This window comes from Polaribacter sp. IC073 (genome assembly GCF_007997075.1).
In the GTDB taxonomy this organism is placed as follows: Bacteria; Bacteroidota; Bacteroidia; order Flavobacteriales; family Flavobacteriaceae; genus Polaribacter.
This window is the reverse complement of the sequence record NZ_VORS01000004.1, coordinates 130,596-154,568: the sequence shown is the minus strand read 5'-3', so window position 1 is coordinate 154,568 and position 23,973 is coordinate 130,596. Positions and strand designations below refer to the sequence as shown.

The 23,973-nt window shown below is 30.6% G+C and carries 21 protein-coding genes; 15 read left to right on the top strand and 6 right to left on the bottom strand.

What is annotated here, in order from left to right:
* The first annotated feature begins 7 nt into the window (after positions 1-7).
* Positions 8-2,704, top strand: a complete 2,697-nt coding sequence (locus ES045_RS07635; RefSeq protein ID WP_147114925.1) for a T9SS type B sorting domain-containing protein — start codon at positions 8-10, stop codon at positions 2,702-2,704.
* A 30-nt stretch (positions 2,705-2,734) separates the two neighbouring features.
* Positions 2,735-4,723, top strand: a complete 1,989-nt coding sequence (gene uvrB / locus ES045_RS07630; RefSeq protein ID WP_147114922.1) for an excinuclease ABC subunit UvrB — start codon at positions 2,735-2,737, stop codon at positions 4,721-4,723.
* A 242-nt stretch (positions 4,724-4,965) separates the two neighbouring features.
* Here uvrB and ES045_RS07625 read toward each other — a convergent pair whose 3' ends face one another.
* The 3 genes from ES045_RS07625 to ES045_RS07615 all read right to left on the bottom strand — a co-directional run bounded on the left by ES045_RS07625 (position 4,966) and on the right by ES045_RS07615 (position 7,760).
* On the bottom strand, positions 4,966-5,430 hold the full coding sequence (locus ES045_RS07625) for a tetratricopeptide repeat protein (protein WP_147114919.1): 465 nt from the start codon (positions 5,428-5,430) through the stop codon (positions 4,966-4,968).
* A 1-nt stretch (position 5,431) separates the two neighbouring features.
* Complete coding sequence (locus ES045_RS07620; protein WP_147114916.1) at positions 5,432-6,028, bottom strand: superoxide dismutase; 597 nt, start codon at positions 6,026-6,028, stop codon at positions 5,432-5,434.
* 1,267 nt (positions 6,029-7,295) lie between these two features.
* On the bottom strand, positions 7,296-7,760 hold the full coding sequence (locus ES045_RS07615) for a hypothetical protein (RefSeq protein WP_147114914.1): 465 nt from the start codon (positions 7,758-7,760) through the stop codon (positions 7,296-7,298).
* 484 nt (positions 7,761-8,244) lie between these two features.
* Between ES045_RS07615 and ES045_RS07610 the strand changes: the two genes are divergently transcribed.
* The 4 genes from ES045_RS07610 to ES045_RS07595 are packed head-to-tail and all read left to right on the top strand — an operon-like array spanning position 8,245 to position 11,525.
* Entirely contained in the window at positions 8,245-8,685 is a 441-nt protein-coding gene (locus ES045_RS07610) for a GNAT family N-acetyltransferase (protein WP_147114911.1), read from the top strand.
* Between the two features lie 50 nt (positions 8,686-8,735).
* On the top strand, positions 8,736-9,542 hold the full coding sequence (gene proC, locus ES045_RS07605) for a pyrroline-5-carboxylate reductase (protein ID WP_147114908.1): 807 nt from the start codon (positions 8,736-8,738) through the stop codon (positions 9,540-9,542).
* Between the two features lies 1 nt (position 9,543).
* Positions 9,544-10,314, top strand: coding sequence for a glutamate 5-kinase (gene proB / locus ES045_RS07600; protein ID WP_147114904.1), 771 nt, complete (start codon positions 9,544-9,546; stop codon positions 10,312-10,314).
* An 11-nt stretch (positions 10,315-10,325) separates the two neighbouring features.
* Complete coding sequence (locus tag ES045_RS07595; RefSeq protein WP_147114901.1) at positions 10,326-11,525, top strand: glutamate-5-semialdehyde dehydrogenase; 1,200 nt, start codon at positions 10,326-10,328, stop codon at positions 11,523-11,525.
* A gap of 157 nt (positions 11,526-11,682) precedes the next feature.
* Here the strand turns inward: ES045_RS07595 and ES045_RS07590 are convergent, their stop codons facing one another.
* Together ES045_RS07590 and sucC are read right to left on the bottom strand one after the other, a co-directional pair.
* The gene (locus ES045_RS07590) at positions 11,683-12,246 is read right to left on the bottom strand and encodes a hypothetical protein (protein WP_147114898.1); all 564 of its coding nucleotides are present in this window, start codon (positions 12,244-12,246) and stop codon (positions 11,683-11,685) included.
* 102 nt (positions 12,247-12,348) lie between these two features.
* Positions 12,349-13,548, bottom strand: a complete 1,200-nt coding sequence (gene sucC, locus ES045_RS07585; protein WP_100944960.1) for an ADP-forming succinate--CoA ligase subunit beta — start codon at positions 13,546-13,548, stop codon at positions 12,349-12,351.
* A gap of 226 nt (positions 13,549-13,774) precedes the next feature.
* Between sucC and ES045_RS07580 the strand changes: the two genes are divergently transcribed.
* From ES045_RS07580 to ES045_RS16360, 9 genes are all read left to right on the top strand, one after another.
* A complete protein-coding gene (locus tag ES045_RS07580; RefSeq protein ID WP_147114895.1) occupies positions 13,775-16,261 on the top strand; it encodes a DUF5916 domain-containing protein in 2,487 nt (828 codons plus the stop codon).
* 102 nt (positions 16,262-16,363) lie between these two features.
* A complete protein-coding gene (locus ES045_RS07575; RefSeq protein WP_147114891.1) occupies positions 16,364-17,023 on the top strand; it encodes an ABC transporter ATP-binding protein in 660 nt (219 codons plus the stop codon).
* 47 nt (positions 17,024-17,070) lie between these two features.
* Positions 17,071-17,616: a CPBP family intramembrane glutamic endopeptidase gene (locus ES045_RS07570; protein ID WP_147114888.1), complete on the top strand. Its 546-nt coding sequence runs from the start codon at positions 17,071-17,073 to the stop codon at positions 17,614-17,616.
* A gap of 8 nt (positions 17,617-17,624) precedes the next feature.
* Entirely contained in the window at positions 17,625-18,389 is a 765-nt protein-coding gene (locus tag ES045_RS07565; protein WP_147114885.1) for a TIGR02757 family protein, read from the top strand.
* Positions 18,390-18,467: 78 nt separating this feature from the next.
* Entirely contained in the window at positions 18,468-20,408 is a 1,941-nt protein-coding gene (locus tag ES045_RS07560) for a BatA domain-containing protein (protein ID WP_147114882.1), read from the top strand.
* Positions 20,405-21,664: a dihydroorotase gene (locus ES045_RS07555; protein WP_147114879.1), complete on the top strand. Its 1,260-nt coding sequence runs from the start codon at positions 20,405-20,407 to the stop codon at positions 21,662-21,664. The genes ES045_RS07560 and ES045_RS07555 overlap by 4 nt, the downstream gene beginning before the upstream one ends.
* Before the next feature lie 4 nt (positions 21,665-21,668).
* A complete protein-coding gene (locus ES045_RS07550; RefSeq protein WP_147114876.1) occupies positions 21,669-21,995 on the top strand; it encodes a DUF4870 domain-containing protein in 327 nt (108 codons plus the stop codon).
* A gap of 15 nt (positions 21,996-22,010) precedes the next feature.
* Positions 22,011-22,652 (top strand): alpha/beta hydrolase, encoded by a 642-nt coding sequence (locus ES045_RS07545; RefSeq protein ID WP_147114873.1) that lies wholly within the window; start codon positions 22,011-22,013, stop codon positions 22,650-22,652.
* 51 nt (positions 22,653-22,703) lie between these two features.
* A complete protein-coding gene (locus ES045_RS16360) occupies positions 22,704-22,853 on the top strand; it encodes a hypothetical protein (RefSeq protein WP_189663046.1) in 150 nt (49 codons plus the stop codon).
* A 352-nt stretch (positions 22,854-23,205) separates the two neighbouring features.
* Here ES045_RS16360 and ES045_RS07540 read toward each other — a convergent pair whose 3' ends face one another.
* Positions 23,206-23,883: a class I SAM-dependent methyltransferase gene (locus ES045_RS07540; protein WP_147114869.1), complete on the bottom strand. Its 678-nt coding sequence runs from the start codon at positions 23,881-23,883 to the stop codon at positions 23,206-23,208.
* Between the last annotated feature and the right edge of the window lie 90 nt (positions 23,884-23,973).

The window sequence follows — 23,973 nt, the reverse complement described above, 5'->3', positions numbered from 1 at the left end:
AAACTTTATGAAGAACTCTTTTATTATCATATTATTTTTATTGAGTTTTTTATTTGCCTATTCTCAGAATGAAACAAACAATTGGCATTTTGGTGAAAAAGGAGGTATCAATTTTAATCTAGGAAATCTTACTGTTTTAACTGATAGTAAAATCGAAGCACCAGCAGGTAGCGCATCTATTTCAGACCCTAACGGAAACTTATTATTTTATACAAACGGTGTGTCTGTTTGGAATAAAAACAATGACATTATGGAGGGCGGAACCGGTTTAGCAGGAGAGATAAACAATACACAATCTTCTCTAATTATTCCGAAACCTAATAGCAATTCTGTGTATTACATTTTTACTACAAGAAAAGAAAGTTCTTCTGGCTTTACCCCTGGTTTGTATTATTCTGAAGTAGAAATTTCTACAAGTTTTCCTAACGGGAAAGTCACCAATAAAAATATAACATTAGCAAATTTTGTAACAGAAAAAATTACAGCGGTACACCATACAGATGGAAACTCGATTTGGTTGCTTGCTTTTGGCTCTAAAGGAAATACAATAAACCCTGAGCAAGATACTTTTAGAACTTATAAAATAACAGCAAGTGCTATAGAATTCCCTAAAACGTATCAAATAGATACATTAACAGAAAAAGAAAAAATAAAATTTTCTGTCGGAACTTTAAAAATTTCACCTAATGGAAAAAAAATAGCATTGGCAGATTTTGGAGGTACCTTTGTTTATTTATTTGACTTTAATCCCTCGAATGGTGCTATTTCTTTTATTCAAAAATTTGGAACATCTCCTGGTATTTTTGTTTTTGTCTCTAGCTATGGTTTAGAGTTTTCTCAAGATTCAAAAAATTTATATTTTGCTGGAGATGATGGTTCTCAGGATAGTTATGTTTATCAATACTTATTTGAAAGCCCTCTACTAGATAAAAGAACACAACTATCTTTTTCGAATAATTTTAACTACAGAAGTATGCAATTGGCCTCTAATGGCCAAATTTATATTACTAAAACAGACAAATTAAATCCAGAAAACGAGTTTTTAGATGTGATAAGAAACCCAGAAAAAGAAGGTGAAGCGGTAAATTATGAAAGTAATTTTTTAAACATCTCTCCTGGTTATTCTAAAAAAGGATTGCCAAACTTTATTCAGTCTTATTTTAGAAATAGAATTATTACCGAAAATAAATGTGTCTCAGAAAACTTTAATTTTTCTATTGATGCTTATACCACAATAACAAGTGTAACATGGAGTTTTGGTGATGGCACTACTTCTACCGAAATGACCCCTTCTCACTTATATGCCGCTGCGGGAGAATATACTGTAAAAGCAACCATAACATTTGGTGGTTCTAGCACAACTCTGTTTAAAAAAATAGAAGTTTTTCCGTTACCAATTGCGCTCTCCGGAAAAAATTTAAAGCAATGTGATACAGATAATGATGGGAAAAGTTTATTCGATTTAACAGATATAAAACCACAAATAACAGACTCTGGAAACGAACTTGTTTTCTACAAAAACAGTACTGATTTCAACAGCAACTCTCCTATTTTAAATCCTGATAATTTCGAAAACGAAAGCAATCCGCAGGAAATAATTGTAGCGGTCTTTAATAAAAATGGATGTTCTGAAACGACCAAATTTTCAATTGAAACACTTTTTGTGCAGCTAAATACTATCGATAATATATATGCGTGTGATGATTTAGATACTTCTTCAGTAATCTCTACCGGTATTTTTTCATTATCAGAAAAAAGAAAAAGTATTCAACGAGATTTAAGTATACCTAGCAGTACAACACTTCGTTTTTATGCTTCTTCAGAAAATGCACAATTAACCAAAGATGAACTGCCAGATATGTACACAAGTGCTACCAAAACAATTTGGGTAAGGGCAGACAATGCATTAGGTTGTGGCGGAATTCAGTCTTTTAAAGTAATTGTAAATTCACAACCAATCATTAACTTGCAAGAAAACTATACCATTTGTTACAACCCTAGTTTAAAACCTGCTGTAACCATTTCTGCAGAGGCAACAAATAATAGCTTCGAATGGAAAAATAGTTCAGGAATAATACAAAGCACAGCTCAAAATTTCACGCTGGTAAATACAGGTGTATTCTCATTAACTGTTTACAAAACAGAAAACGGAATTGAGTGTACCAATACCCAAGAGTTTACAGTTAAAAATCCTGATGAACCTGCTTTTTCTAACATTACAGTAAACACAGAAGATGAAACCAATTCTATAGTTGATGTTGAAATTTCTGGAAATAGTACTTATGAATTCTCTTTAGACAATATAAATTTCTTTAGCAATTCTACTTCATACACTTTTACAAAGGTAGTTGCTGGTCTTAAAACTATTTACGTTAGAGATATTAATACTTGTGAAAATCCGATTCAACAAAAAGTTTCCGTTTTAGGAGTTAAAGATTTTTTTACGCCAAATAACGATGGAAAAAACGACTATTGGAATATAAATGGTCTAGATGCACAGTTTTATAAGTCTATAAATATTAAAATTTTTGATAGACTTGGTCGCGTTGTGTGCTCTATAACAGATTTTAATACTCCCGGTTGGGATGGTACATTTAATGGCAAAATGCAAATTTCTAATACCTATTGGTTTAAAGTAGAAATTATAGATATTGATGATAATGTTATCAATAAAACGGGACATTTTAGTTTAATTAGAAAATAGAATTACAATTAGTATCCGTATTTTTACCGTATGGAATTCAAATTAGTATCAGAATTTTCTCCAACAGGAGATCAACCACAAGCAATTAAAGAACTTTCTGAAGGTATTATTGCTGGTGAGAAATTTCAAACATTATTAGGTGTAACAGGTTCTGGTAAAACGTTTACCGTAGCAAATGTTGTAAAAGAAGTTAAAAAACCAACATTAGTTTTAGCACACAATAAAACGTTGGCAGCCCAATTATATTCAGAATTTAAGCAGTTTTTTCCAGAAAATGCCGTAGAATATTTTGTTTCTTACTATGATTATTATCAACCAGAAGCATACATTCCTGTTACAGGAACTTATATTGAAAAAGATTTATCTATTAATGAAGATATAGAACGTCTGCGTTTGAGCACCACTTCTTCCCTCCTTTCTGGTAGAAGAGACGTTTTGGTCGTTGCTTCTGTTTCTTGTTTGTATGGTATTGGAAATCCTGTTGAATTTAAGAAGAATGTAATTCCGGTTCAAGTTGGCCAATTAATTTCTAGAACAAAATTTTTACATCAATTAGTACAAAGTTTATACTCTAGAACAGAACATGAAATAAAAAGTGGAACCTTTAAAGTAAAAGGAGATGTGGTAACCATTTATCCTTCTTACGGAGATAATGGGTATCGAATTCACTTTTTTGGTGATGAAATTGAAGAAATAGAATTGTTCGATTTAGAAAGTAACGCAGTAATAAATACATTCGAAGAGTTAAGCATTTATCCTGCAAATTTATTTGTGACTTCTCCTGATGTTTTACAAAATGCCATTCATCAAATTCAAGAAGATATGATGAAGCAAGTTGCTTTTTTCAATGAAATAGGAAAACAATTAGAAGCAAAACGAATCAAAGAACGTACAGAATTCGATTTAGAAATGATTCGTGAATTGGGCTATTGTTCTGGAATTGAAAATTATTCGAGATATTTAGATGGTAGATTGCCAGGAACAAGACCTTTCTGCCTATTAGACTATTTTCCGGACGATTATTTAATGATTATTGATGAAAGCCATGTTACTGTGCCTCAAACACACGCAATGTATGGTGGCGATAGAAGTAGAAAGGAAAATTTAGTAGAATACGGATTTCGTTTGCCCGCAGCAATGGACAATCGTCCTTTAAAATTTGATGAGTTTGAAGCCATTCAGAATCAAACAATTTTTGTTTCTGCAACACCTGCAGATTATGAATTAGAAAAAACAGAAGGTGTTTTTGTAGAACAGATTATTAGACCTACTGGTTTATTAGATCCGATTATAGAAGTGCGCCCAAGTTTAAATCAAATAGATGATTTAATTGAAGAAATACAAATTCGAGTAGAAAAAGATGAACGTACTTTAGTCACTACACTTACAAAAAGGATGGCAGAAGAGTTAACAAAATATCTAACAAGAGTAGATATTCGTTGTCGATATATTCATTCTGATGTAGACACTCTAGAGCGTGTAGAAATCATGCAAGATCTTCGTAAAGGTTTGTTTGATGTTCTAATTGGTGTAAACTTATTGCGTGAAGGTTTAGATTTACCAGAAGTCTCTTTAGTTGCCATTTTAGATGCTGATAAAGAAGGTTTTTTAAGAAATGTTAAGTCGCTTACACAAACCATTGGTAGAGCTGCAAGAAATGTAAATGGTTTGGCTATTTTATATGCTGATAAAATGACTAAAAGCATGCAAAAAACCATTGATGAAACAGATCGAAGAAGAGAAAAGCAAATTGCGTACAACACCAAACACAACATTACGCCTACTCAGATTAACAAAAGAATTGACGATACGTTAACAAAGTCTGCAGTTTCTAGTTATCATTATGACAATGCAAAGCAAGTGGCGGCAGAGCAAGATTTACAGTATTTACCAAAAGAAGAAATAGAAAAAAGAATTAGGGAAAAACGCAAACAAATGGAGGCCGCAGCTAAAAATTTAGACTTTATTGTTGCTGCAAAATTACGTGATGAAATTGCTGTTTTGAAGGAGAGCTTGTAATGAAAACAGGTGTTTCCTTGTTTATTTTCTCTTCAAAAAACCAACTTTACAAACTACTTACAGACGTCATTAAATCGATGTAAGATTACTGTTGAGTTATAGAAACCATCTGAATTATAATACTTAGATACATATATGTCTAAAAATAAAATAGTAACTCAATTGAAAAGCAAACACTATAATAACTCGCATTTTAAAATTATAGTGTAGCCTTCCAAAAAAAGAAAAACATACTCCTATTCTTATAGTCTTTTTATCAAATCATTTTCTAAAAGCTCTTCTTTTAATATGGTAATCATTTTTTTTTGTTTGTCTTCTGTAATATTATTTTTTTCTAAAAAGTTGACATAAGCCAACGTAGCTAGTTTGAGTTCCGACTGCAATTCATCGATATTTAATTCTTTGTTTACTGTTAATTGCAATAGGTAATACACCACCCTTTTAAGCATGTTCTCTGCTGCTGCTTTGTTCCCTAATTCTTCATAAGTATTCGCCAAGTTATTGCAAGAGATATTATAAACTTGTATATATGGGATTTTTAAACGGATGCAGTCCGAAATATTATTATTCAGCACCTCTGCCCTATAAAGCGCGTCTTTATAACCTAATAGTGCTTCTTCAAAATCTCCTCTGTTAAAAAGTTCATTGTTCGAGACAGTTAATATCTGCCAGTGTTTTTCTATATGATTCATACAATTATCACTCATTTTATTTTAAATTTTTGTTTGCAAAATCCCAGTTTACAATGTCCCAAAAGCCTTCCACAAATTTTGGTCGAGCATTTCTATAGTCAATATAATATGCATGCTCCCAGACATCTAGTGTTAGAATCGGCTTTTTATTCTCTGTTAGTGGTGTATGAGCATCTTTCATCGGTAGAATTTCAAGCTTACCTTTTTCATCTTGTGCCAACCAAGCCCAACCAGCACCAAATAACTTTATTGCTGTAGTAGAAAATTGTTCTTTGAATTGCTCAAAACTACCAAAATCACGTACTATCATTTCACCTATTTCTCCCTCTGGAGTTTTCCCTCCATTAGGAGAAAGACAATGCCAGAAAAAAGTATGATTCCAATGTTGTGCAGCATTATTAAACAAAGCGGCGTTGTTTTCGCTGTATCCTTTTTGAATAATTTCTTCAATACTTGAATCAATTAATTCAGTATCTTTTACTAGTTCAGAAAGATTGTTTACGTAAGCCGCATGATGCTTTCCATGATGGTAATCAAACGTTTCTTCTGTAATAATTGGGTTGAGTGCATTTTTGGCATAAGGAAGCTCTGGTAATGTTTGTGTAATTTTCATTGTTTGCTGTTTTTAAATTTTAAAATTTTAATAGCTCTTTTTAATTCATTTATCTTTTTAAAATCTTTTGTTGCTTTTTGCATGTTGACTTGCATCAGATTTGTTTTGATAACATTTCTTTCCAAGTACTTTTTGTTTTCTTCTAATAGTTCTATAACATACTCCATAATGAAAACTATTTTAGATTAACAAAAATAATATTTTAGACTAGACTAAAAAAATATATAACAGAAAATATTTTTTTAATGTTGCTTCCACCTTTTATTAGATGAAAAGTATTTATAATAGCTACATAAAATTAGGGACGAATTTTATTTAAAATAAAAATTACAATACTTTTAAAGGCGACAAAAAGTTAGATAGTATACTTTCTTTTATTAATGATATAACACCAATTAAAATTTAATTCCAATAATAATGAGATACTTTATTTAAGTGAGAATCAAAAAATAGATGCGAATGATAAAAAAATTCATAGAAAATAGTAAAAAGATAGTAACTTAAGGGGTATTAAGTAGCATTCTATTATTCTTATAATTAATAATGAAACTAAAAATTACAAGGAATTGATTACAAAAAACTACTCAAAAACATATCTTTAATTGCTAGCAATTAGAACATATCTATTTTAAAATTTGAAGACAATAAAGGTGACATGAAATACAACAAACCTATAAAATGATTAAGAACAGCTGACTTCTATAAGCGAGATTCAATACACGTAAAAAAAATAACACCATTGAAAAACAAAAAGTTTAAAACTTATTTGATTAAATTATAAGCATTAGATATAAATGGACATTAGATATTAATTTCTGACATAAAAACAAAGTATTATTTAATTGACTTTTGATCAACTTGGTGTACATCTTATATTTAAGGTTACGAAAGGAATCGAAACCCTTAAAATTATTAGCTTTAGGTAGATAAAGAAAAGTGGGGTAGAAAAACCAAATAATTAAGAAAGGAATATACTAATTTATTAAAAGAAAGATACTTATAAAATAAAGGGGTTACTAAAATTATCAAAATACAATCTATTCGAGGTTGTTTTAACTGACAAAAACATGAATTTTATTGATAAATATTTTTGTAAACTGCAATTGATATGTAATTTAAGAAACACAAAAAATTATAAATATTGGTACGAATTAAGAAATGTATTATAAAACTAATTGACCATTGTAAGAGTCTTTGAAAGTTTCTGTTCAATTTCTACTTCCTAAATTAGAGGCTTAACCAAGTACAAAACACGTTCGCGAAAAAATTAATCTTTTTTTATTCTCAATTTAATGATACTGTCAATTAATTTACCTGCCTTTTTCTCGTAGATAGCATCGTCTTTTTTAGTCCAGATTTCTTTAGCATTTTTATTGACTCTAGCGTTATTAAGAAATTTTAATTGTTTTTGAAGTTTTCTTATAATTTCACCTGCATCTAGTTTTTTTATTGAACTTTCTCCTAATTTTTCTAGATTACTTCTTAGTTTATTTACTTCAAACACATAATTTTTTTCTTTTAATTCAGACCATTTTTTTAACGTTTTTAAACGCGCTCTCTTCTTTTCTAAAGCCTTAATTTTGGCTTTTATCTTTTTAATTAAGATTGTATTGTCTTGCTTATTTACTTCAATTAAATGCAAATGCTTACTTTTTACTTCAATATTTAGGGCTTTTATGGAAGGTAAGAAGAAAAATCCGAAGAAAAATAAGTAAAAATATTTTTTATTCATTCCTTAAAAATACAAATTTAAAATCAATCCTAAAAAAATGAGCAATAATTATACTTTTAAAGCTTCGTTCGCTATACCTACAGGTTCTTAAAACACTATTATGAAAAAATTTATCACAACTACTTTTACACTTTTTATTCACTTTTAATTAAAAAATATACAGCAGAAAAGAGTAGTTTCAATCGCAATTTTACCAACTGGTTTTTTAATAAACCCTGTATAACTTGGCTCATAGCAACCATTTTTGTAACTTTGCAGAATGAAAGTAAGGATACACAAACAGCGTAACTTTAGGATATTCAATTTTAATTTTTTAGTTTTTAGAAATCAACCTAAAAAATTCATACCTCCTCACCCACTATTTTAAGTATTTCACTAAAAGTAATTACTCTTTTTTTTGGACAAAAGATTTTATCTTTTTCAAAAGAAAAATAGCTATGTAGCTATTCATTTTATCTTTTCAGATAAATTACATCAATTAACAATGGTTATAACAACATTTGACGCCTATACAAGGTTGTCATTCTTATATATAGATAAAATTACCAATTTTTTACACCAACATTTAGAAAAATGTGAAGATGACAAAAGTGCCATAAGAAAATCGCTATTATATGCTGCAAAAGAAATTCCTAGTTTAGGTGGTTATGCTTTTGTTGTGGAAGATAAAGGTACTATTGTTGGTGCTACCATTATCAATAAAACTGGAATGAGCGAATATCAGTCTGAGAATCTGTTGGCTTATTTGGTTGTTCATAAGGAGTTTAGAAATAAAGGCATCGCTACAAAACTGTTAAATGAAGCAATTGACTATTGTAACGGAAACATTACACTTCACATCAATAGAAAAAACGATGCGATTGAGTTGTTTGAAAAAAACGGATTTGAATCTAAGAAAATTCAAATGACATTGCATAAAAAATAATCAAAAACAAATAGTAACAAAGAAAATTAATAATACTTAATTAAAACAAAATGAAAATTTTAGTAATTGGCGCAGGAAACATGGGGCTAACGTATGCTCAGGGAATGTCTAAATCAAAATTGTTAAAGAAAAAAAACATCATGATTTTAGACAAGTCTGAGGAAAGGTTAGAAGAATTGAATGAAATTTCTCACTTTGATGCTTTTAAGGAATTAGAAGATTGTGTGCCAAAAGCAGACATTATCTTTATTGCCGTTAAACCATATCATGCAGAAAATCTATTTAAAGCTTTAAAACCGTTTGTAAAACCCGGGCAAGTTTTAGTCTCTATAATGGCTGGTGTTAATATAGATAATATTAAAAAATATTCTGGCTTAAGCAAGGTTGTAAGAGCAATGCCTAATTTACCAGCTCAAATTGGTAAAGGCTTAACTTCTTATGTAACGTCAGAAGAAGTGTCTAGAATAGAAAAATTAACGGTAGAAAGTTTACTAGATACCACAGGAAAATCTATGGAAGTAAGCAATGAAAAACTTATTGATGCATCTACAGGAATCTCTGGTAGTGGACCTGCCTACGTTTTTTACTTTATGCAAAGTATGATGGAAGCTGCGTTAAAAATGGGCTTTTCAAAAAAAGACTCTACCGTTTTAGTTAGTCAGACTTTTACAGGTGCTGTAGAACTTTTTAACCAATCGAATCTATCGCCAAATTCTTGGATGGAAAAAGTAGCTTCTAAAGGTGGTACTACACGTGCAGCTTTAGATTCTATGGAAGATAACAATGTAAACGAATTAATTAAAGACGCTGCTTTTGCTGCTTTTAATAGAGCTGTCGAATTAGGTAAAGAACATTAAGATGTACAAAGAAAGAATAGTAATTAAAGTAGGAACAAACGTAATGACCAACAGAGATAACAGAATTGTTAGACCTGTTTTAAGACGTTTAGTACAGCAAGTTGCAGAATTATATGAACGTGGAATTATTTCAATTTTAGTTTCTTCTGGTTCTGTAATTGCTGGTAAAGAAGTTTTAGGAGAATCTAATATTGAAAATGAAACCCAAAGAAGGCAAGTGTATTCTGCTATTGGGCAACCAAGAATGATGCGTCATTATTACAATATTTTTAATGATTTTGGTATGAAATGTGCGCAAGTGCTACCTACTAAAAGAGATTTTAGTGAAGGGGTTCATAGAGAAAATATGATTAATTGCTGTGAAGGTTTGTTAGCAGAAGGTGTGATACCTATTGCAAATGAAGATGATGCCGTTTCGGTTACCATGTCTATGTTTTCAGATAATGATGAATTGGCGAGTTTAATAGCACAACTAATAAATGCAGACAAACTAATTATTTTAACAGATATTGATGGTTTGTATACTGGGCATCCAGAGTCTGAAAGCAGCGATTTAATCACAAATGTAAATCCTAATGAAGATTTAGATAAATACATTAAAGACAGTGATAAAAAACCAGGTGAAGGCCGTGGCGGAATGGGGTCTAAATTAGATTATGCACAAGAAGCTGCAGCAAATAATATTCCTACCTATATCGCAAACGGAAAAAGAGACAATACCATTATTGATATTATCGACGGAAAGTCTGTTGGTACAAAAGTGGCACTTTAAAAACTTACACAATGAAATTATTAGACACAACCATAAAAAACAATGTTTTAGAAAGCATGACAAAAATTCTTGATGAAAATCGGGAATTGTTATTACAAGCAAATAAAAAAGATTTAGATGCTTTTGATAAAGAAGATCAAGCAATGTATGATCGTTTAATTTTGAATGATGGTAAAATTGATGGAATGATAAAAGCCATCAACGAAGTAAAAGCACAAGAAGACCCTGTGAATCAAATTATTAGTGATGATGTTTTAGAAAACGGATTGCAAGTAACTAATAAAACTTCGCCATTTGGTACCATCATGATTATTTACGAATCTAGACCAGATGTTACCGTAGAAGCTGCTGTATTAGCGTTTAAATCTAATAACAGAATTTTACTAAAAGGTGGTAAAGAAGCAATATTTAGTAACAAAGTATTGGTAGAATTTTGGCACAAAGCATTAACTGAAAATAATATAAGTGAAGATTATATTAAGTTGTTGCAAATGGATCGAAAAGAAACACAAGAATTTTTAAGAAACCCAACAGAACAATTAGATTTAATTGTACCAAGAGGTGGTGAACGCTTAATTAATTTTGTAAAAGAACATGCAACATGTGCTGTTTTAATCAGTGGAAGAGGAAATAACTTCTTATATATTGATGAAAAGGCAGACTGGAAGAAAACATTGGCGGTAATTATCAATGCTAAAACCGATAAAATTTCTGCTTGTAATGCGTTGGATAAAATTCTTATCAACAAAAATATAGAAGATTTCGACAACAAACTAAAAGAGTTACAAACCGTCTTAAAAGATAGAAATGTAAGCATATTAGTAGATGAAGATGTACAAAATGTATTGAAAGACGAGTCATTAATAACAGACAAAACTATTTGGAGACAAGAATTTTTGGCTTTAAAATGTTGCATCGGTGCTGTAAATAATCTTGATGAAGCTGTAGAAATGATTAACAAGTATTCTGGCGGACATTCAGCAGCTATCATGACAACAAATGATGAAAATGCAGATAACTTTATGCAGCAAGTAGATTGTGCTGCGGTTTATAAAAATTCATCTACCAGATTTACGGATGGTGGACAATTAGGTGTTGGTGCAGAATTAGCTATTAGTACAGATAAATTACACCATAGAGGTCCTTTAGGATTGAAAAAATTAGTGACCAATAAATATTATATTTATGGTGAAGGTCACATACGTAACTAATTTTTAAAATAGTATAAAAACAAAAACGCCTCATTTTCATGGGGCGTTTTTATTTTCAAATATAATATAAGCTGTATTAAGGTTTTTAAAATTCTATTTAAAAAGTGACTTCTAGTAAATAATGCTACGTAAGTTATCCCGCCATATTTCTAGTAAATTAATCTTCACTTCCCCAAGGTGCGCTCGGAGTATTTATTTCTTTCGTTAAATCAAACTTTACAGAAAAAAATCTTTCAGATCCTATTCTACGTAGATTATACGTAAAGCTAGTTTCATCTAAAGTAACCCACCAAATATTATTAGAAGCATAAGGTATTAAGTTTGCTGTATGCTGGTCTGCAGGAAAAAACTGAATATTAGCTAAACCAGTATTAGGGTTTGTGCCTCCGTATTGTGTTATTTTATCTTCTGCCCCATCTTTATGCCTGTGATCGTGTTTTAACTGAATTAAGGAATCCTCATCTATTGTAAAAACCCACGTACGTGATTTATCATTTCCAACAAAAAAAGGAATTCTAATTGTATTTTCTTCACAAGAACGAACATGCATTACTAATTTTTTTCCTGTAAAACCATCTCCTTCCTCCCCCCCTGCAACTATTTCTCCTTCATATGTCTTACCACAGTGTTCTTTTAAGGTATTCCAAAACATGGTCGATTTAGGTCCTTCTTGTGCTAATATCTGCAAAGGCAATAAAAGTAATATTAAAAGTTTTTTCATTATTTTAAATTGTTAATTATTAAGGAACTTAAATATAATTTAAAAAAAACAAAAAAGCCTCACAAATTGTGAGGCTTTTTTTTATCGTTGAAAAATAAAATTTTATGAAGCTTCTAAAACTTCTTGCACTTTATCTGCAGCTTCTTGAAATTCTGTAGCAGAAATAATTTCCATTCCAGAATTGTCTATCAATTCTTTTGCTTCTTTAGCATTTGTACCTTGTAACCTACAAATAATTGGTACAGTAATTTTGTCTCCCATACTTTTGTATGCATCAACAACACCTTGTGCAACTCTATCGCAACGTACAATACCACCAAAGATATTAACTAAAATAGCTTTTACATTGCTATCTTTTAAGATAATACCAAAAGCTTTTTCTACACGTTCTGCATCTGCAGTACCACCAACGTCTAAAAAGTTAGCAGGCTCACCACCAGATTCTTTAATTAAATCCATAGTTCCCATTGCTAAACCAGCACCGTTTACCATACAACCAACGTTTCCGTCTAAATCTACATAGTTTAAACCAGCAGCTTTTGCTTCAACTTCAATCGGATTTTCTTCACGTAAATCGCGCATTTCTGCATAATCTTTATGTCTATATAAAGCATTTTCATCTAAAGAAACTTTAGCATCCACTGCCATAATTTTAGAATCTGATGTTTTTAAAACTGGATTAATTTCAAACATAGCAGAATCTGAACCAATGTATGCTTTATATAAATTAGTAACAAATTTCGTCATTTCTTTTAAAGCAACACCAGACAAACCTAAGTTGAAAGCAACTTTCCTAGCTTGAAAAGGCATGATTCCTAATAAAGGATCAATCTCTTCTGTAAAAATTAAATGTGGCGTTTCTTCTGCAACAGTTTCAATATCCATTCCACCTTCTGTAGAATACATAATCATATTTTTACCAGTAGCTCTATTTAATAGAACAGACATGTAATATTCATCTGGCTCAGAATCTCCAGGATAATATACATCTTCACAAATTAAAACTTGATTTACCAATTTTCCTTCAGCAGATGTTTGAGGTGTAATTAACATCATTCCTAAAATATCATCAGAAATACTTTTAACTTCGTCTAAATTTTTAGCCAATTTAACACCACCACCTTTTCCACGACCACCTGCGTGTACTTGTGCTTTTATAACGTGCCAACCTGTACCAGTTTCTTCAGTTAGTTTTTTCGCAGCAGCTACAGCTTCTTCAGGAGTACTTGCAACAATTCCTCTTTGAATTCTAACTCCAAAACTATTTAATATTTCTTTTCCTTGATATTCGTGTAAGTTCATCCTATAAATGTTTTAAAACGGATACAAAAATACAAATTCAGAACTTATTTTATGCAATGATTCGAATAAAAAAAAGCAAAAATAATTGGCCTAAATTTTATTTAAGAAATATTTAACACTTCTTAAATGTAACACTTCTATGATAAAGCGGTCTTTATAACAAGTTAACATCATTCTTGAAATAAATATTAGTCTGCTCAGTTAACAATTAATCAACCAAAACCGCATGTATAAACAAATTTTAATACTACAATTAGTACTTTTATGTACGTTTCAATTATTTGCACAGAAAAATGACAATCGAAAAGAAACGACTACTATAAAAGTTACAACACCTCCGAAAATAGATGGTCTTTTAAATGATATTGCATGGAAAAATGCAAAAGCATTATCAGATTTTATTGTTTTTAGACCAGATAATGGCAAACTTGTTTCATCAGAATATCAAACTTCCGTTAAAGTAATTTATGATGATGATGCCGTGTATATTTCTGCTGAAATGTTAGATCCAGATCCAGAAAATATTCCACAAGAATTTGCTGTGAGAGACAATTTTAGTCAGGCAGATTTCTTTTTAGTCACTATTAACCCAAATGATGATGGCCAGAATCCGTTCGAATTTATTGTACAAGTTACAGGAAACCAAGGAGACGCTAAAGTTTCAAATGACAATGAAGACTTTAATTGGAGTGCCGTTTGGGAAAGTGCTACACAGATTACATCAAAAGGCTGGAATGTGGAAATAAAACTACCTTACAGAGCAATTCGCTTTGCAAATAGGCCTGTACAGTCTTGGGGGTTTAATTTTCACAGGCGTTTAGAAAAATTAAATGAACAACACACCTGGAATTTTATAGACAACGCTGTTGGTAATTGGACGCAGTATGATGGTTTAATTGATGGCTTTAATAACATAACACCGCCTACAAGATTAAATCTATACCCTTATGCTTCTGCAACTGCTGTTTCTTTTAAAGGAGAAACCACATATGATTATAGCGTTGGTATGGATTTAAAATATGGTTTGACAGATAATTTTACTTTAGATGCTACTTTAATACCAGATTTTAGCCAAGTAGGATTTGATAATGTGGAGTTAAATCTAGGGCCATTTGAGCAACAATTCTCTGAACAAAGACAATTTTTTACTGAAGGAACAGAACTTTTTAACAAGGGTCGGTTATTTTACTCTAGAAGAATTGGAGGTGCTCCAATAGATCAATTTAATGTTGCATCTACCTTAATAAAACAAGATGATTTTGATGGAAGCGGTAAAAGAGTTCGTGAAGAAATCATAGCATACCCCAGAAAAGTAACCATGTTAAATGCTGTAAAGATATCTGGTAGAACAAAAAATGGTTTAGGAATTGGTTTTTTTAACGCAATTACAGAAAACACGGAAGCTACTATTAAAACAACAACCGAACAAATGAACGGCGGCACAAGCACTAAAAGGACAACCACTAGAAAAGTGGTTATAAATCCCTTTTCTAATTACAACATCCTTGTTTTAGACCAACAATTTAATCAAAATTCTACAGTTACTTTAATCAATACAAATGTTACCAGAAATGGACGTTTTAGAGACGCAAATGTTACGGCTCTAGATTGGCATATAGAAACAAAAAACAGCAAGTACAATGTGGATGGTTCTGTTAAAATGAGCGCTATATCAGACGATGTAAACAACCCAAGAACTGGGTATACTTTTGATAATAGTTTTGGCTATAATTCTGGACACTGGAATTGGGAAATAGGTTATAATTTTGAAAATAAAGATTTTAACCCAAATGACTTAGGTATTTTATTTTCAAATGACCAACAGACCCTTTATGGAAGTGCAGGTTGGAGAACCTTACAACCCACAAAAAAGTTTAACAATTACAGTTTTAACTTTTATAACCAAGCAAATTTTCAGCATTTTTCTGGTGCTTTTACAGGGTATGAAGCTGGTCTTAATGCTAGCGCTCAAACAAAAGAGCGTTTCACTTTTGGTGGGAATTTAAATTACCGTTCAGAAAATAGAGATTATTTTGAACCAAGACAAGGAACCACAAGCGGAGTCTTTTTTAAAAGACCAGAAACAATGAATGTAAATGGCTGGATTTCTACCAATTCTCAAAAGAAATTAGAGTTAAATACAAATGCTTATTTTACAAGCTACAAAAACCATCCTCAAAAAGCTTACGGCATTAGTATTAGTCCGCGTTACCGATTTACAAATCAGTTTTCATTACAATATAGTCTAAATTATAATAAAACGCACAATGATCAAGGTTATGTAAGCCAAGATACGAGTACCGTTATTTTTGGTCAGAGAGATATAAAAAGCTACACAAATACCATATCTGGTACCTATAATTTCAGTACAGATTCTTCATTATCATTAAGTTTTAGACATTATTGGAGTGATGTTGCTTACAATAGTTATTACAACTTAAATAATGATGGCTCTTTAGCTGAAAATACAAATTACGCGGGTAACGACGTGAATTTTAATAGTTGGAATTTAGATTTAAATTACTTCTGGCAATTTGCTCCAGGGAGTCAATTCATTGTTTTTTACAGGAATTCTATTTTTGATGCCAACGATAAATCTGGATTGGATTTTTACAAAAACCTAGAAAATTTATTCAACCAACCAAATCAACACACATTATCTGTAAGATTTGTTTATTTTATAGACTACAAAACTCTAAAAAATATTTTTTAAGTATTGTTCATCGATTTATTTGAGATTTGAAACTGAAATCAGAAGCACATATATGTGTTTCTAATTTCTTTTTTATACATTCGTTTTTAAATTAAAGAAGGTATGATTGTTTGTAAGAATATTCACAAATATTATGGTGATGTAGAAGTTTTAAAAGGCGTGGATTTGCACATCAAAAAAGGAGAAATTGTAGCTATTGTTGGTCCTTCTGGAGCAGGAAAAACTACCTTATTACAAATCTTAGGTACTTTAGACAAACCTTTAGTAGCACAAAATTTTGAACTTTCTTTAAACGGTATTTCACTCAAAAATTTATCAGACAAAAAAATATCTTCATTTAGAAATAATCACATTGGTTTTATCTTTCAATTTCATCAATTATTACCAGAATTTACAGCATTAGAAAATGTTTGTATTCCTGCTTTTATTGGTAAAAAGTCCAAGAAAGAAACTGAAAAAAGAGCCAAAGAAATCTTAGAGTTCCTGGGTTTATCTCATAGAATAAATCACAAACCCAATGAGCTTTCTGGTGGAGAACAACAACGTGTTGCTGTTGCTAGAGCATTAATTAACAATCCGTCGGTAATTTTAGCAGATGAACCCAGTGGAAACTTAGACAGCGAATCTGCAAAAAATCTACACAAGCTATTCTTTGAATTGCGTGATAAATTTGGACAAACTTTTGTTTTAGTAACCCATAATGAAGAATTGGCAGAAATGGCAGATAGAAAATTAACCATGAAAGATGGTAAAATTATTTAATTCTGTAACAAATGATGTTTTTATACTACTAATGTGTAAACTTTACTATGAAGGAAACTTTCCGAAACTTAATCGCGTACTTAAAAAATCCTATTCTTGAAAAAGATACCAATACAAATATAAATTACCGATTTACCCTATTTTTTAAAGTACTTATAATAAGTCTTTTAACAGGAATTGCCATCTCACCTATTTTTGCGCTTATTGAAGAAATGGGATGGGTAAATATGGAAAATCATAAAGTAGAGGCTATGTTTGAAAACATGGGAATTCTTCAAATATTTTTGCTAGGAGCAGTTCTTGTTCCTGTTATAGAAGAAGTTCTTTTTAGAGCGCCAATAACAGCTTTTAAGAAACCTAAAGCTTTTAAAATAGCATTTTATGTTTTTGCTTTATTATTTGGCTTTGTTCATATTACAAATTTTGATTTAACAATGAACGTGATACTATTATCCCCTTTATTAGTATTGCCACAAATACTCTTGGGCGGCTATTTTGGTTACATAAGAGTCCGTTTTGGCTTGCAATGGTCTATGTTACTTCATGGGTGCTATAACGGAACCTTAATTCTACTTAGTTTTATCTTTAAATAATAAATTTTATGAAAAAATCTGAACTCAAAGAATTTCTAGACGAAAAAGTTATTTTATATAACAATCCTAAATTCATCGATTCAGATCCTATACAGATTCCGCATTTATTTTCTAAAAAAGAAGATATTGAAATTGCGGGCTTTTTGGCTGCAATTATTTCTTGGGGAAATAGAACTATGATTATTAGAAACGCTTCTAAAATGATGGAATTGTTAGACAATTCTCCACATGATTTCATCTTAAATCATCAAGAAAATGATTTGAAAAGTTTAGAAGGTTTTGTTCACAGAACTTTTAATTATATCGACTTTCAACAGTTTATAAAATCACTACAACACATCTACATAAATCATGGTGGATTGGAAAATGCGCTTTCAATTAAGGATAATTCTAACACCTACCAAACCGCAATAAATAACTTTAAAACTTTATTTTTTGAAGTTGAACACCAACAAAGAACTCAGAAACACATCTCAGACCCTTTGAAAAATTCTGCAGCAAAACGTATAAATATGTATTTACGTTGGATGGTTAGAAAAGATGAAAAGGGTGTTGATTTCGGACTTTGGAACACACATAATCCTGCTAATTTATCTTGCCCATTAGACGTGCATTCTGGCAACGTAGCAAGAAAATTAAAGCTATTGATTAGAAAACAAAACGACTGGAAAGCGGTTTCTGAATTAGATTTAAATCTTAGAAAACTAGACAAAACAGACCCTGTAAAATATGATTTTGCACTCTTTGGTTTAGGCGTTTTCGAAAAGTTTTAATTAGAAATGAACAAGTCTTTTTAAATCCCTTTTTTTGTAATAAATTTATACTTTCATAAAATGAATAATTACAACTAAATGCAATTTAAAAATCCTGAAATTTTATACTTTTTAGCACTACTAATTATCCCTATATTAGTACATCTTTTTCAGCTTCAAAAGTTTGTGAAAATACCATTTACCAATGTTGCTTTTTTACAAAAACTACAACAACAATCACGTAAAAGTTCTCGTATAAAAAAATGGCTCATATTAGCCACAAGACTACTATTATTTACTGCGATACTTATTGCTTTTTCTCAACCTTATTTTAGTGATACTAATAGTACTAAGAAACAACATAATTTTATTTACTTAGACAACTCTTTAAGTACAAATACAAAAGGTGAAAAAGGTAATTTACTAAAAATTGCTGCACAAGAAATTATAGAAAATACAGATGTCAAAAATGAATATTCTCTATTAACAAATACCGATTTTTACAAAGATATTGGTAAAGATGAATTAAAAAATGTACTTTTAAAAACAGAAAAAACTTCCATAAAGTTAGATCTTGAGACCATTTTACTAAAAATTAGCCAAGAAAACAAAACCACAACAAACACTTCAAATGAAAACATATTAATATCTGATTTTCAATACAATTACGTAAATAAGTTTACAAATGTAACACCCGCTTTTACGGCTATAAAATTAGAAGCGACCCTAAAAAGTAATGTTTCAATAGACAGTGTTTTCATCAACAGTAAAAATAACAATAATTTCACCGTAAATGTAATTGTTAAAAATCAAGGTAATAAAAAAGACAAGCTACCAATTGCCCTTTTTAACGGAGAAAACTTAATTAGCAAACAGTCCTTCCCTATTGAGAAAGACACAGAAAAAACAATTCAATTTACAGTTACTAACACACCAAATTTCTTAGGCAAAATAACACTTTCTTTCAGCGATACTTTTTCATTTGACAACACCTATTTTTTCACTCTAAACAACAACCAAAAAACACGTGTTTTAGCTATTGGAAATGAGGCTACTTTTTTATCGAAAATTTATACAAAAGAAGAATTTGAGTTTACAAGTTCTTCGCTTCAAAACACAAACTACAACACCATTCAAGAGCAACAATTAATCGTACTGAATGAATTAGAAAACATACCAGAAATTTTATTAAAAAGTTTGATAAATTTTTCGAAAAATAATGGAAGTATTGTTATAATTCCGAATGAAAAAATAGATATCTCTTCATACAATCTCTTTCTAAAAAACTTAAATTTAGGCAAAATTGAACCTCAAAAAAAAGACACTTTAAAGGTTACAACCATCAATTACAAACACCCAATTTTTAAAAATGTATTCTCTAAAAAAGTAACTAACTTTCAATATCCAACAGTGCAAAGCCACTACCCTATTTTAGCCAACACTTCTAAAATAGTTTCCTTTGAAAACAACGCATCTTTTATAAGTCAATTAGCAAATAGTAACATTTATTATGTCTCAAGTGCGTTAAATAAAAAGAACAGTAATTTTTTAAATTCGCCGTTAATTGTCCCTGTCTTTTACAACTTTGGTAAGATGAGTTTTCAATATCCTAAATTAGCTTATCGCATAAACCAAGAAAATAAAATAGCAATAGAAACACAAATTAGTAAGGATGAAATTTTAGCAATTTCGAATAGACACAACTCTTTTATTCCGATACAGCAAACCTACCAAAACAAAGTAATCATTACCACAAAAGAACAACCTTTAGAAGCTGGTTTGTACAAAGTTTTCAAAGAGAGTATCAATATTAAAAATATCGCTTTTAACTACCCTAAAGAAGAAAGTTTATTAAATTTTTTAGACTTAAACACCTTAAAGGAAAACCATAAAAACATCACAATTTCTTCGTCTATAAAAGACGTTTTCGAAAAAATTAATAAAAAGAATGAAGTTCATTGGCTTTGGAAATGGTTTTTAGCCTTGGCAATTGTATCTTTGTTATTAGAAATTTTGATTTTAAAATTCTATAAACCATGATTACGCTTATAAAATCGGCAACGATTATAGATTCTTCAAGCCTTTACCATCAACAAAAAAAAGATATTTTAATTCAAGAAGGTATTATCAAACAAATTGAAGACACCATTCCGTCTAAAAAAGAATACACTATTGTAACTAAAGAAAACCTACATGTTTCTTGTGGATGGTTTGATACGAGTGTTTCTTTTGGAGAACCTGGTTATGAAGAACGTGAGACGATTAAAAACGGACTGCAAGTTGCTGCTAAAAGTGGCTTTACAGCCGTTGCAGTAAACGCAAACTCAAACCCTGTAATAGATAATAAAGCAGCGGTAGAATTTCTAATTCATAAAGGAAATGGTTTTGCTACAAAATTATATCCTATTGCTGCCTTAACTGCGCAAAGCAAAGGAACTGAAATGGCAGAATTGTATGATATGCAACAATCTGGTGCGATTGCTTTTGGCGATTATAAAAAACCGATTGACAATGATAATTTGATGAAAGTCGCTATATTATATGCTCAAAATTTTGACGGCCTGGTATTGAGTTTTCCTAAAAACAAGTCAATTGCTAGTGAAGGTATTGCACATGAAGGCATTAATAGCACTAAATTAGGTTTAAAAGGAATTCCTGCATTGGCAGAAGAATTGCAAATTGCTAGAGATTTATTTTTATTAGAATATACTGGCGGAAAATTACACATCCCAACAATTTCTACTGTAAAATCTGTAGACTTAATAAAAGAGGCAAAAAAGAAAGGCTTACAAGTTACTTGTAGTGTTGCCGTGCACAATTTAACGTTAACAGATATTGAATTACACGAGTTTGATAGCAACTATAAAACGAATCCGCCATTAAGAACCAATGCAGACTGTAAAGCGTTGCAAAAAGGTGTAAAATCGGGTGTTATCGATATTATTACATCAGACCACAACCCTATTGATATTGAGCATAAAAAATTAGAATTTAGCGAGGCAAAAGACGGTACAATTGGGTTAGAAAGTTTATTTAGCGCAGTAAATTCGGTTTTAGACCTAAAGGATTTTATCGAACAAATCACCTCAAAGCCAAGACATATTTTTGGTTTAGCATCCACTTCTATTTCAGAAGGAAGAACAGCAGATATTTCACTTTTTAATCCTGAAGAAAAATATACTTTTATCAAAAAAGATATTTTATCAACATCTAAAAACAGTGCATTTATCAATAAAAAAATGAATGGAAAAGTGTATGGTATTTACGCTAACAATCAACTTATATTAAACTCTTAATTCTATGGACAATTATACAGTAAAAGAAGGAAAAACAGCCGCTATTATTAGTCATTTATGGGTACTTGGTTTACTTATCGCTTTTATTATGAACAACAGTAAAAAGAACCCTTTTGCAAGTTTCTACATAAGACAAATGGTTGGTTTAAATCTTTTGTACTTCGCAAATCAATACATTGTGTATAGCTATATAGGAGCTACTGCTGGTTGGATTGTTGGAGTTGTTGCTTTTGTTCTTTGGATTATTTCTCTATTTGGAGCAATTAAAGGCGAAGAGAAATTAGTTCCTTTTATTGGTGAACATTTTCAAGAATGGTTTAAAAATATTTAAAAGATTATATTTAAAATGAGTGATTTGCATTATATCGTTAGAACACCTAAAATTCCTGTAGAAAAGCCGTCTTTATTAATTTTGCTGCACGGGTACGGAAGTAATGAACAAGATTTATTTTCTTTTGCAGAAGAATTACCAGACAATTTATTAATTGTAAGCGCACAAGCTCCTCTTTCAATGGGTTTTGGCGGTTACGCTTGGTATACTATTAATTTTGATGATAAAAACGGAAAGTTTTCCGACTTAAAAGAAGCGAAAGAATCCATAGATAAAATCGCCATTTTTATTGATGAAATAAAGAAAAAATACAACACAAATTCTGATAAAACCTTTTTACTAGGCTTTAGTCAAGGTGCTATTTTAAGCTATTCTTTGAGTTTCTTCTATCCGAATAAAATACAACACGTAATTGTATTGAGTGGTTATATAAATACAGAACTACTTCCAGAAAAAATATCCACCGATATTAAAACCGATTATTATTGTTCTCATGGTTCTGTAGACCAGGTTTTACCAGTAGAATGGGCTAGAAACTCAAAACCTTTTTTAGACAAATTAGGTTTTAACAATGTGTACTCTGAATACAATGTTGGACATGGAGTTGCACCTCAAAATTTTTACAGCTTTAAGAAATGGATAGAGGAGCGTTTGTAATTCTATTTTTTACTGCATTTAAAATTTGATAAAGAACTTAAAACAGACCCTATGAATACCAAAGGGTTGATAGAAAAATTTTACAGTTCTTTTTCAAATGGAGACGTTAAGGAAATGACCACATGGTATCATGAAAACATGCGGTTTCAAGAACCTATTTTTGGACTATTAAAAGGGGAAAAAGCTATAAAGATATGGTAAATGTTACTCTCTGAAAGAACTAAAACTACAAAAATTAGTTTCAGTAACATTACAGCAACAGAGGAAAAAGGTTCTGCAAAATAGAAAGCAGAACATCTTTACAGAGCATAAAAACGAAAAGTGATTAATAATGTTACCGCCAATTTTAAATTTAAAGACGGTAAAATTATTGAGCATATAGATACTTTTAATTTATGAAAACGGACACAACAAACCATTAGAGTTGCTGTTTATTTCACTAAATGTAAGCCTTTTATGAAAAATAAAATTTAGAATACTACAAAAAAACAGCTAGAAAAATTCATGAGTATGTAAATTACACTTCTGCTGTGTAGAAACAGATAAATATGTTTTAAAAAAGTTGATAAAGCGTTGTTATAATAACACCTTTAGAATCCTTTAAAATAAAAGAAACCAATACTGTTTCTTCTTTTACTGTTAAATTAAACGGCGGCATTAATAAATTGATTCCGCTTTGTTTTTTAAATCTTATCCCTTGCCCAGAAATAATATCTTTATTTGGCACAAATTCTCCTAAAGGCAAATGCTCTGTTAAGATGACGTATTTAAAATCTTTTAACTTATGCATCACTTTTAAAACTTCTGCATTCGATAAATGCTGTAACACTTGCCGAACCAAAGCACAATCTGCAGCAGGCAACTCATCTTCAGCAATATCTAAACAAAGGAATTCTAACCTCTCTGCTTTAAACTCTTTTTTATTATAAGCTATTAAATCTTTAACAATATCTACTGCAAGGTATTTCTTGGTATGTTTCACTAGATTTTTTCCTACATTAAAATCTCCGCAACCTAAATCGCAAACTGTAATTGGAGTTTTAAAACTAACTAAAAACCTGGTAATAGCAGCAACATAGGGATTTACAATTTCTGAATTATGGGAACCGTCGCCTGAATAAAAATTAGAATTATTACCTCCCCAAAGCTTCATTTCATACACTTGTTGCATCGCATCTTTGGTTGGCCAAGGTTTCTTTGTTTTTTTAATCCTATTTACTTCCTGATTCATAGATCCTAATTGCTCTAAACAAGCTATAAAAGTAAATGATACAGTTTTAGTATTAAAACTAAATTGCATAAAAAATATACTTTCTTTTAA

Excerpts from the sequence above, each read along its gene's own strand:
- ES045_RS07555 (WP_147114879.1), top strand. The coding sequence starts at position 20,405 with ATGATTACGCTTATAAAATCGGCAACGATTATAGATTCTTCAAGCCTT.
- ES045_RS07620 (WP_147114916.1), bottom strand. The coding sequence starts at position 6,028 with ATGAAAATTACACAAACATTACCAGAGCTTCCTTATGCCAAAAATGCA.
- ES045_RS07610 (WP_147114911.1), top strand. The coding sequence starts at position 8,245 with ATGGTTATAACAACATTTGACGCCTATACAAGGTTGTCATTCTTATAT.
- ES045_RS07565 (WP_147114885.1), top strand. The coding sequence starts at position 17,625 with ATGAAAAAATCTGAACTCAAAGAATTTCTAGACGAAAAAGTTATTTTA.
- ES045_RS07625 (WP_147114919.1), bottom strand. The coding sequence starts at position 5,430 with ATGAGTGATAATTGTATGAATCATATAGAAAAACACTGGCAGATATTA.
- ES045_RS07595 (WP_147114901.1), top strand. The coding sequence starts at position 10,326 with ATGAAATTATTAGACACAACCATAAAAAACAATGTTTTAGAAAGCATG.
- ES045_RS07550 (WP_147114876.1), top strand. The coding sequence starts at position 21,669 with ATGGACAATTATACAGTAAAAGAAGGAAAAACAGCCGCTATTATTAGT.
- ES045_RS07570 (WP_147114888.1), top strand. The coding sequence starts at position 17,071 with ATGAAGGAAACTTTCCGAAACTTAATCGCGTACTTAAAAAATCCTATT.
- ES045_RS07615 (WP_147114914.1), bottom strand. The coding sequence starts at position 7,760 with ATGAATAAAAAATATTTTTACTTATTTTTCTTCGGATTTTTCTTCTTA.
- ES045_RS07540 (WP_147114869.1), bottom strand. The coding sequence starts at position 23,883 with ATGAATCAGGAAGTAAATAGGATTAAAAAAACAAAGAAACCTTGGCCA.
- ES045_RS16360 (WP_189663046.1), top strand. The coding sequence starts at position 22,704 with ATGAATACCAAAGGGTTGATAGAAAAATTTTACAGTTCTTTTTCAAAT.
- ES045_RS07580 (WP_147114895.1), top strand. The coding sequence starts at position 13,775 with ATGTATAAACAAATTTTAATACTACAATTAGTACTTTTATGTACGTTT.
- sucC (WP_100944960.1), bottom strand. The coding sequence starts at position 13,548 with ATGAACTTACACGAATATCAAGGAAAAGAAATATTAAATAGTTTTGGA.
- ES045_RS07590 (WP_147114898.1), bottom strand. The coding sequence starts at position 12,246 with ATGAAAAAACTTTTAATATTACTTTTATTGCCTTTGCAGATATTAGCA.
- ES045_RS07575 (WP_147114891.1), top strand. The coding sequence starts at position 16,364 with ATGATTGTTTGTAAGAATATTCACAAATATTATGGTGATGTAGAAGTT.
- ES045_RS07560 (WP_147114882.1), top strand. The coding sequence starts at position 18,468 with ATGCAATTTAAAAATCCTGAAATTTTATACTTTTTAGCACTACTAATT.
- ES045_RS07545 (WP_147114873.1), top strand. The coding sequence starts at position 22,011 with ATGAGTGATTTGCATTATATCGTTAGAACACCTAAAATTCCTGTAGAA.
- proC (WP_147114908.1), top strand. The coding sequence starts at position 8,736 with ATGAAAATTTTAGTAATTGGCGCAGGAAACATGGGGCTAACGTATGCT.
- ES045_RS07635 (WP_147114925.1), top strand. The coding sequence starts at position 8 with ATGAAGAACTCTTTTATTATCATATTATTTTTATTGAGTTTTTTATTT.
- proB (WP_147114904.1), top strand. The coding sequence starts at position 9,544 with ATGTACAAAGAAAGAATAGTAATTAAAGTAGGAACAAACGTAATGACC.
- uvrB (WP_147114922.1), top strand. The coding sequence starts at position 2,735 with ATGGAATTCAAATTAGTATCAGAATTTTCTCCAACAGGAGATCAACCA.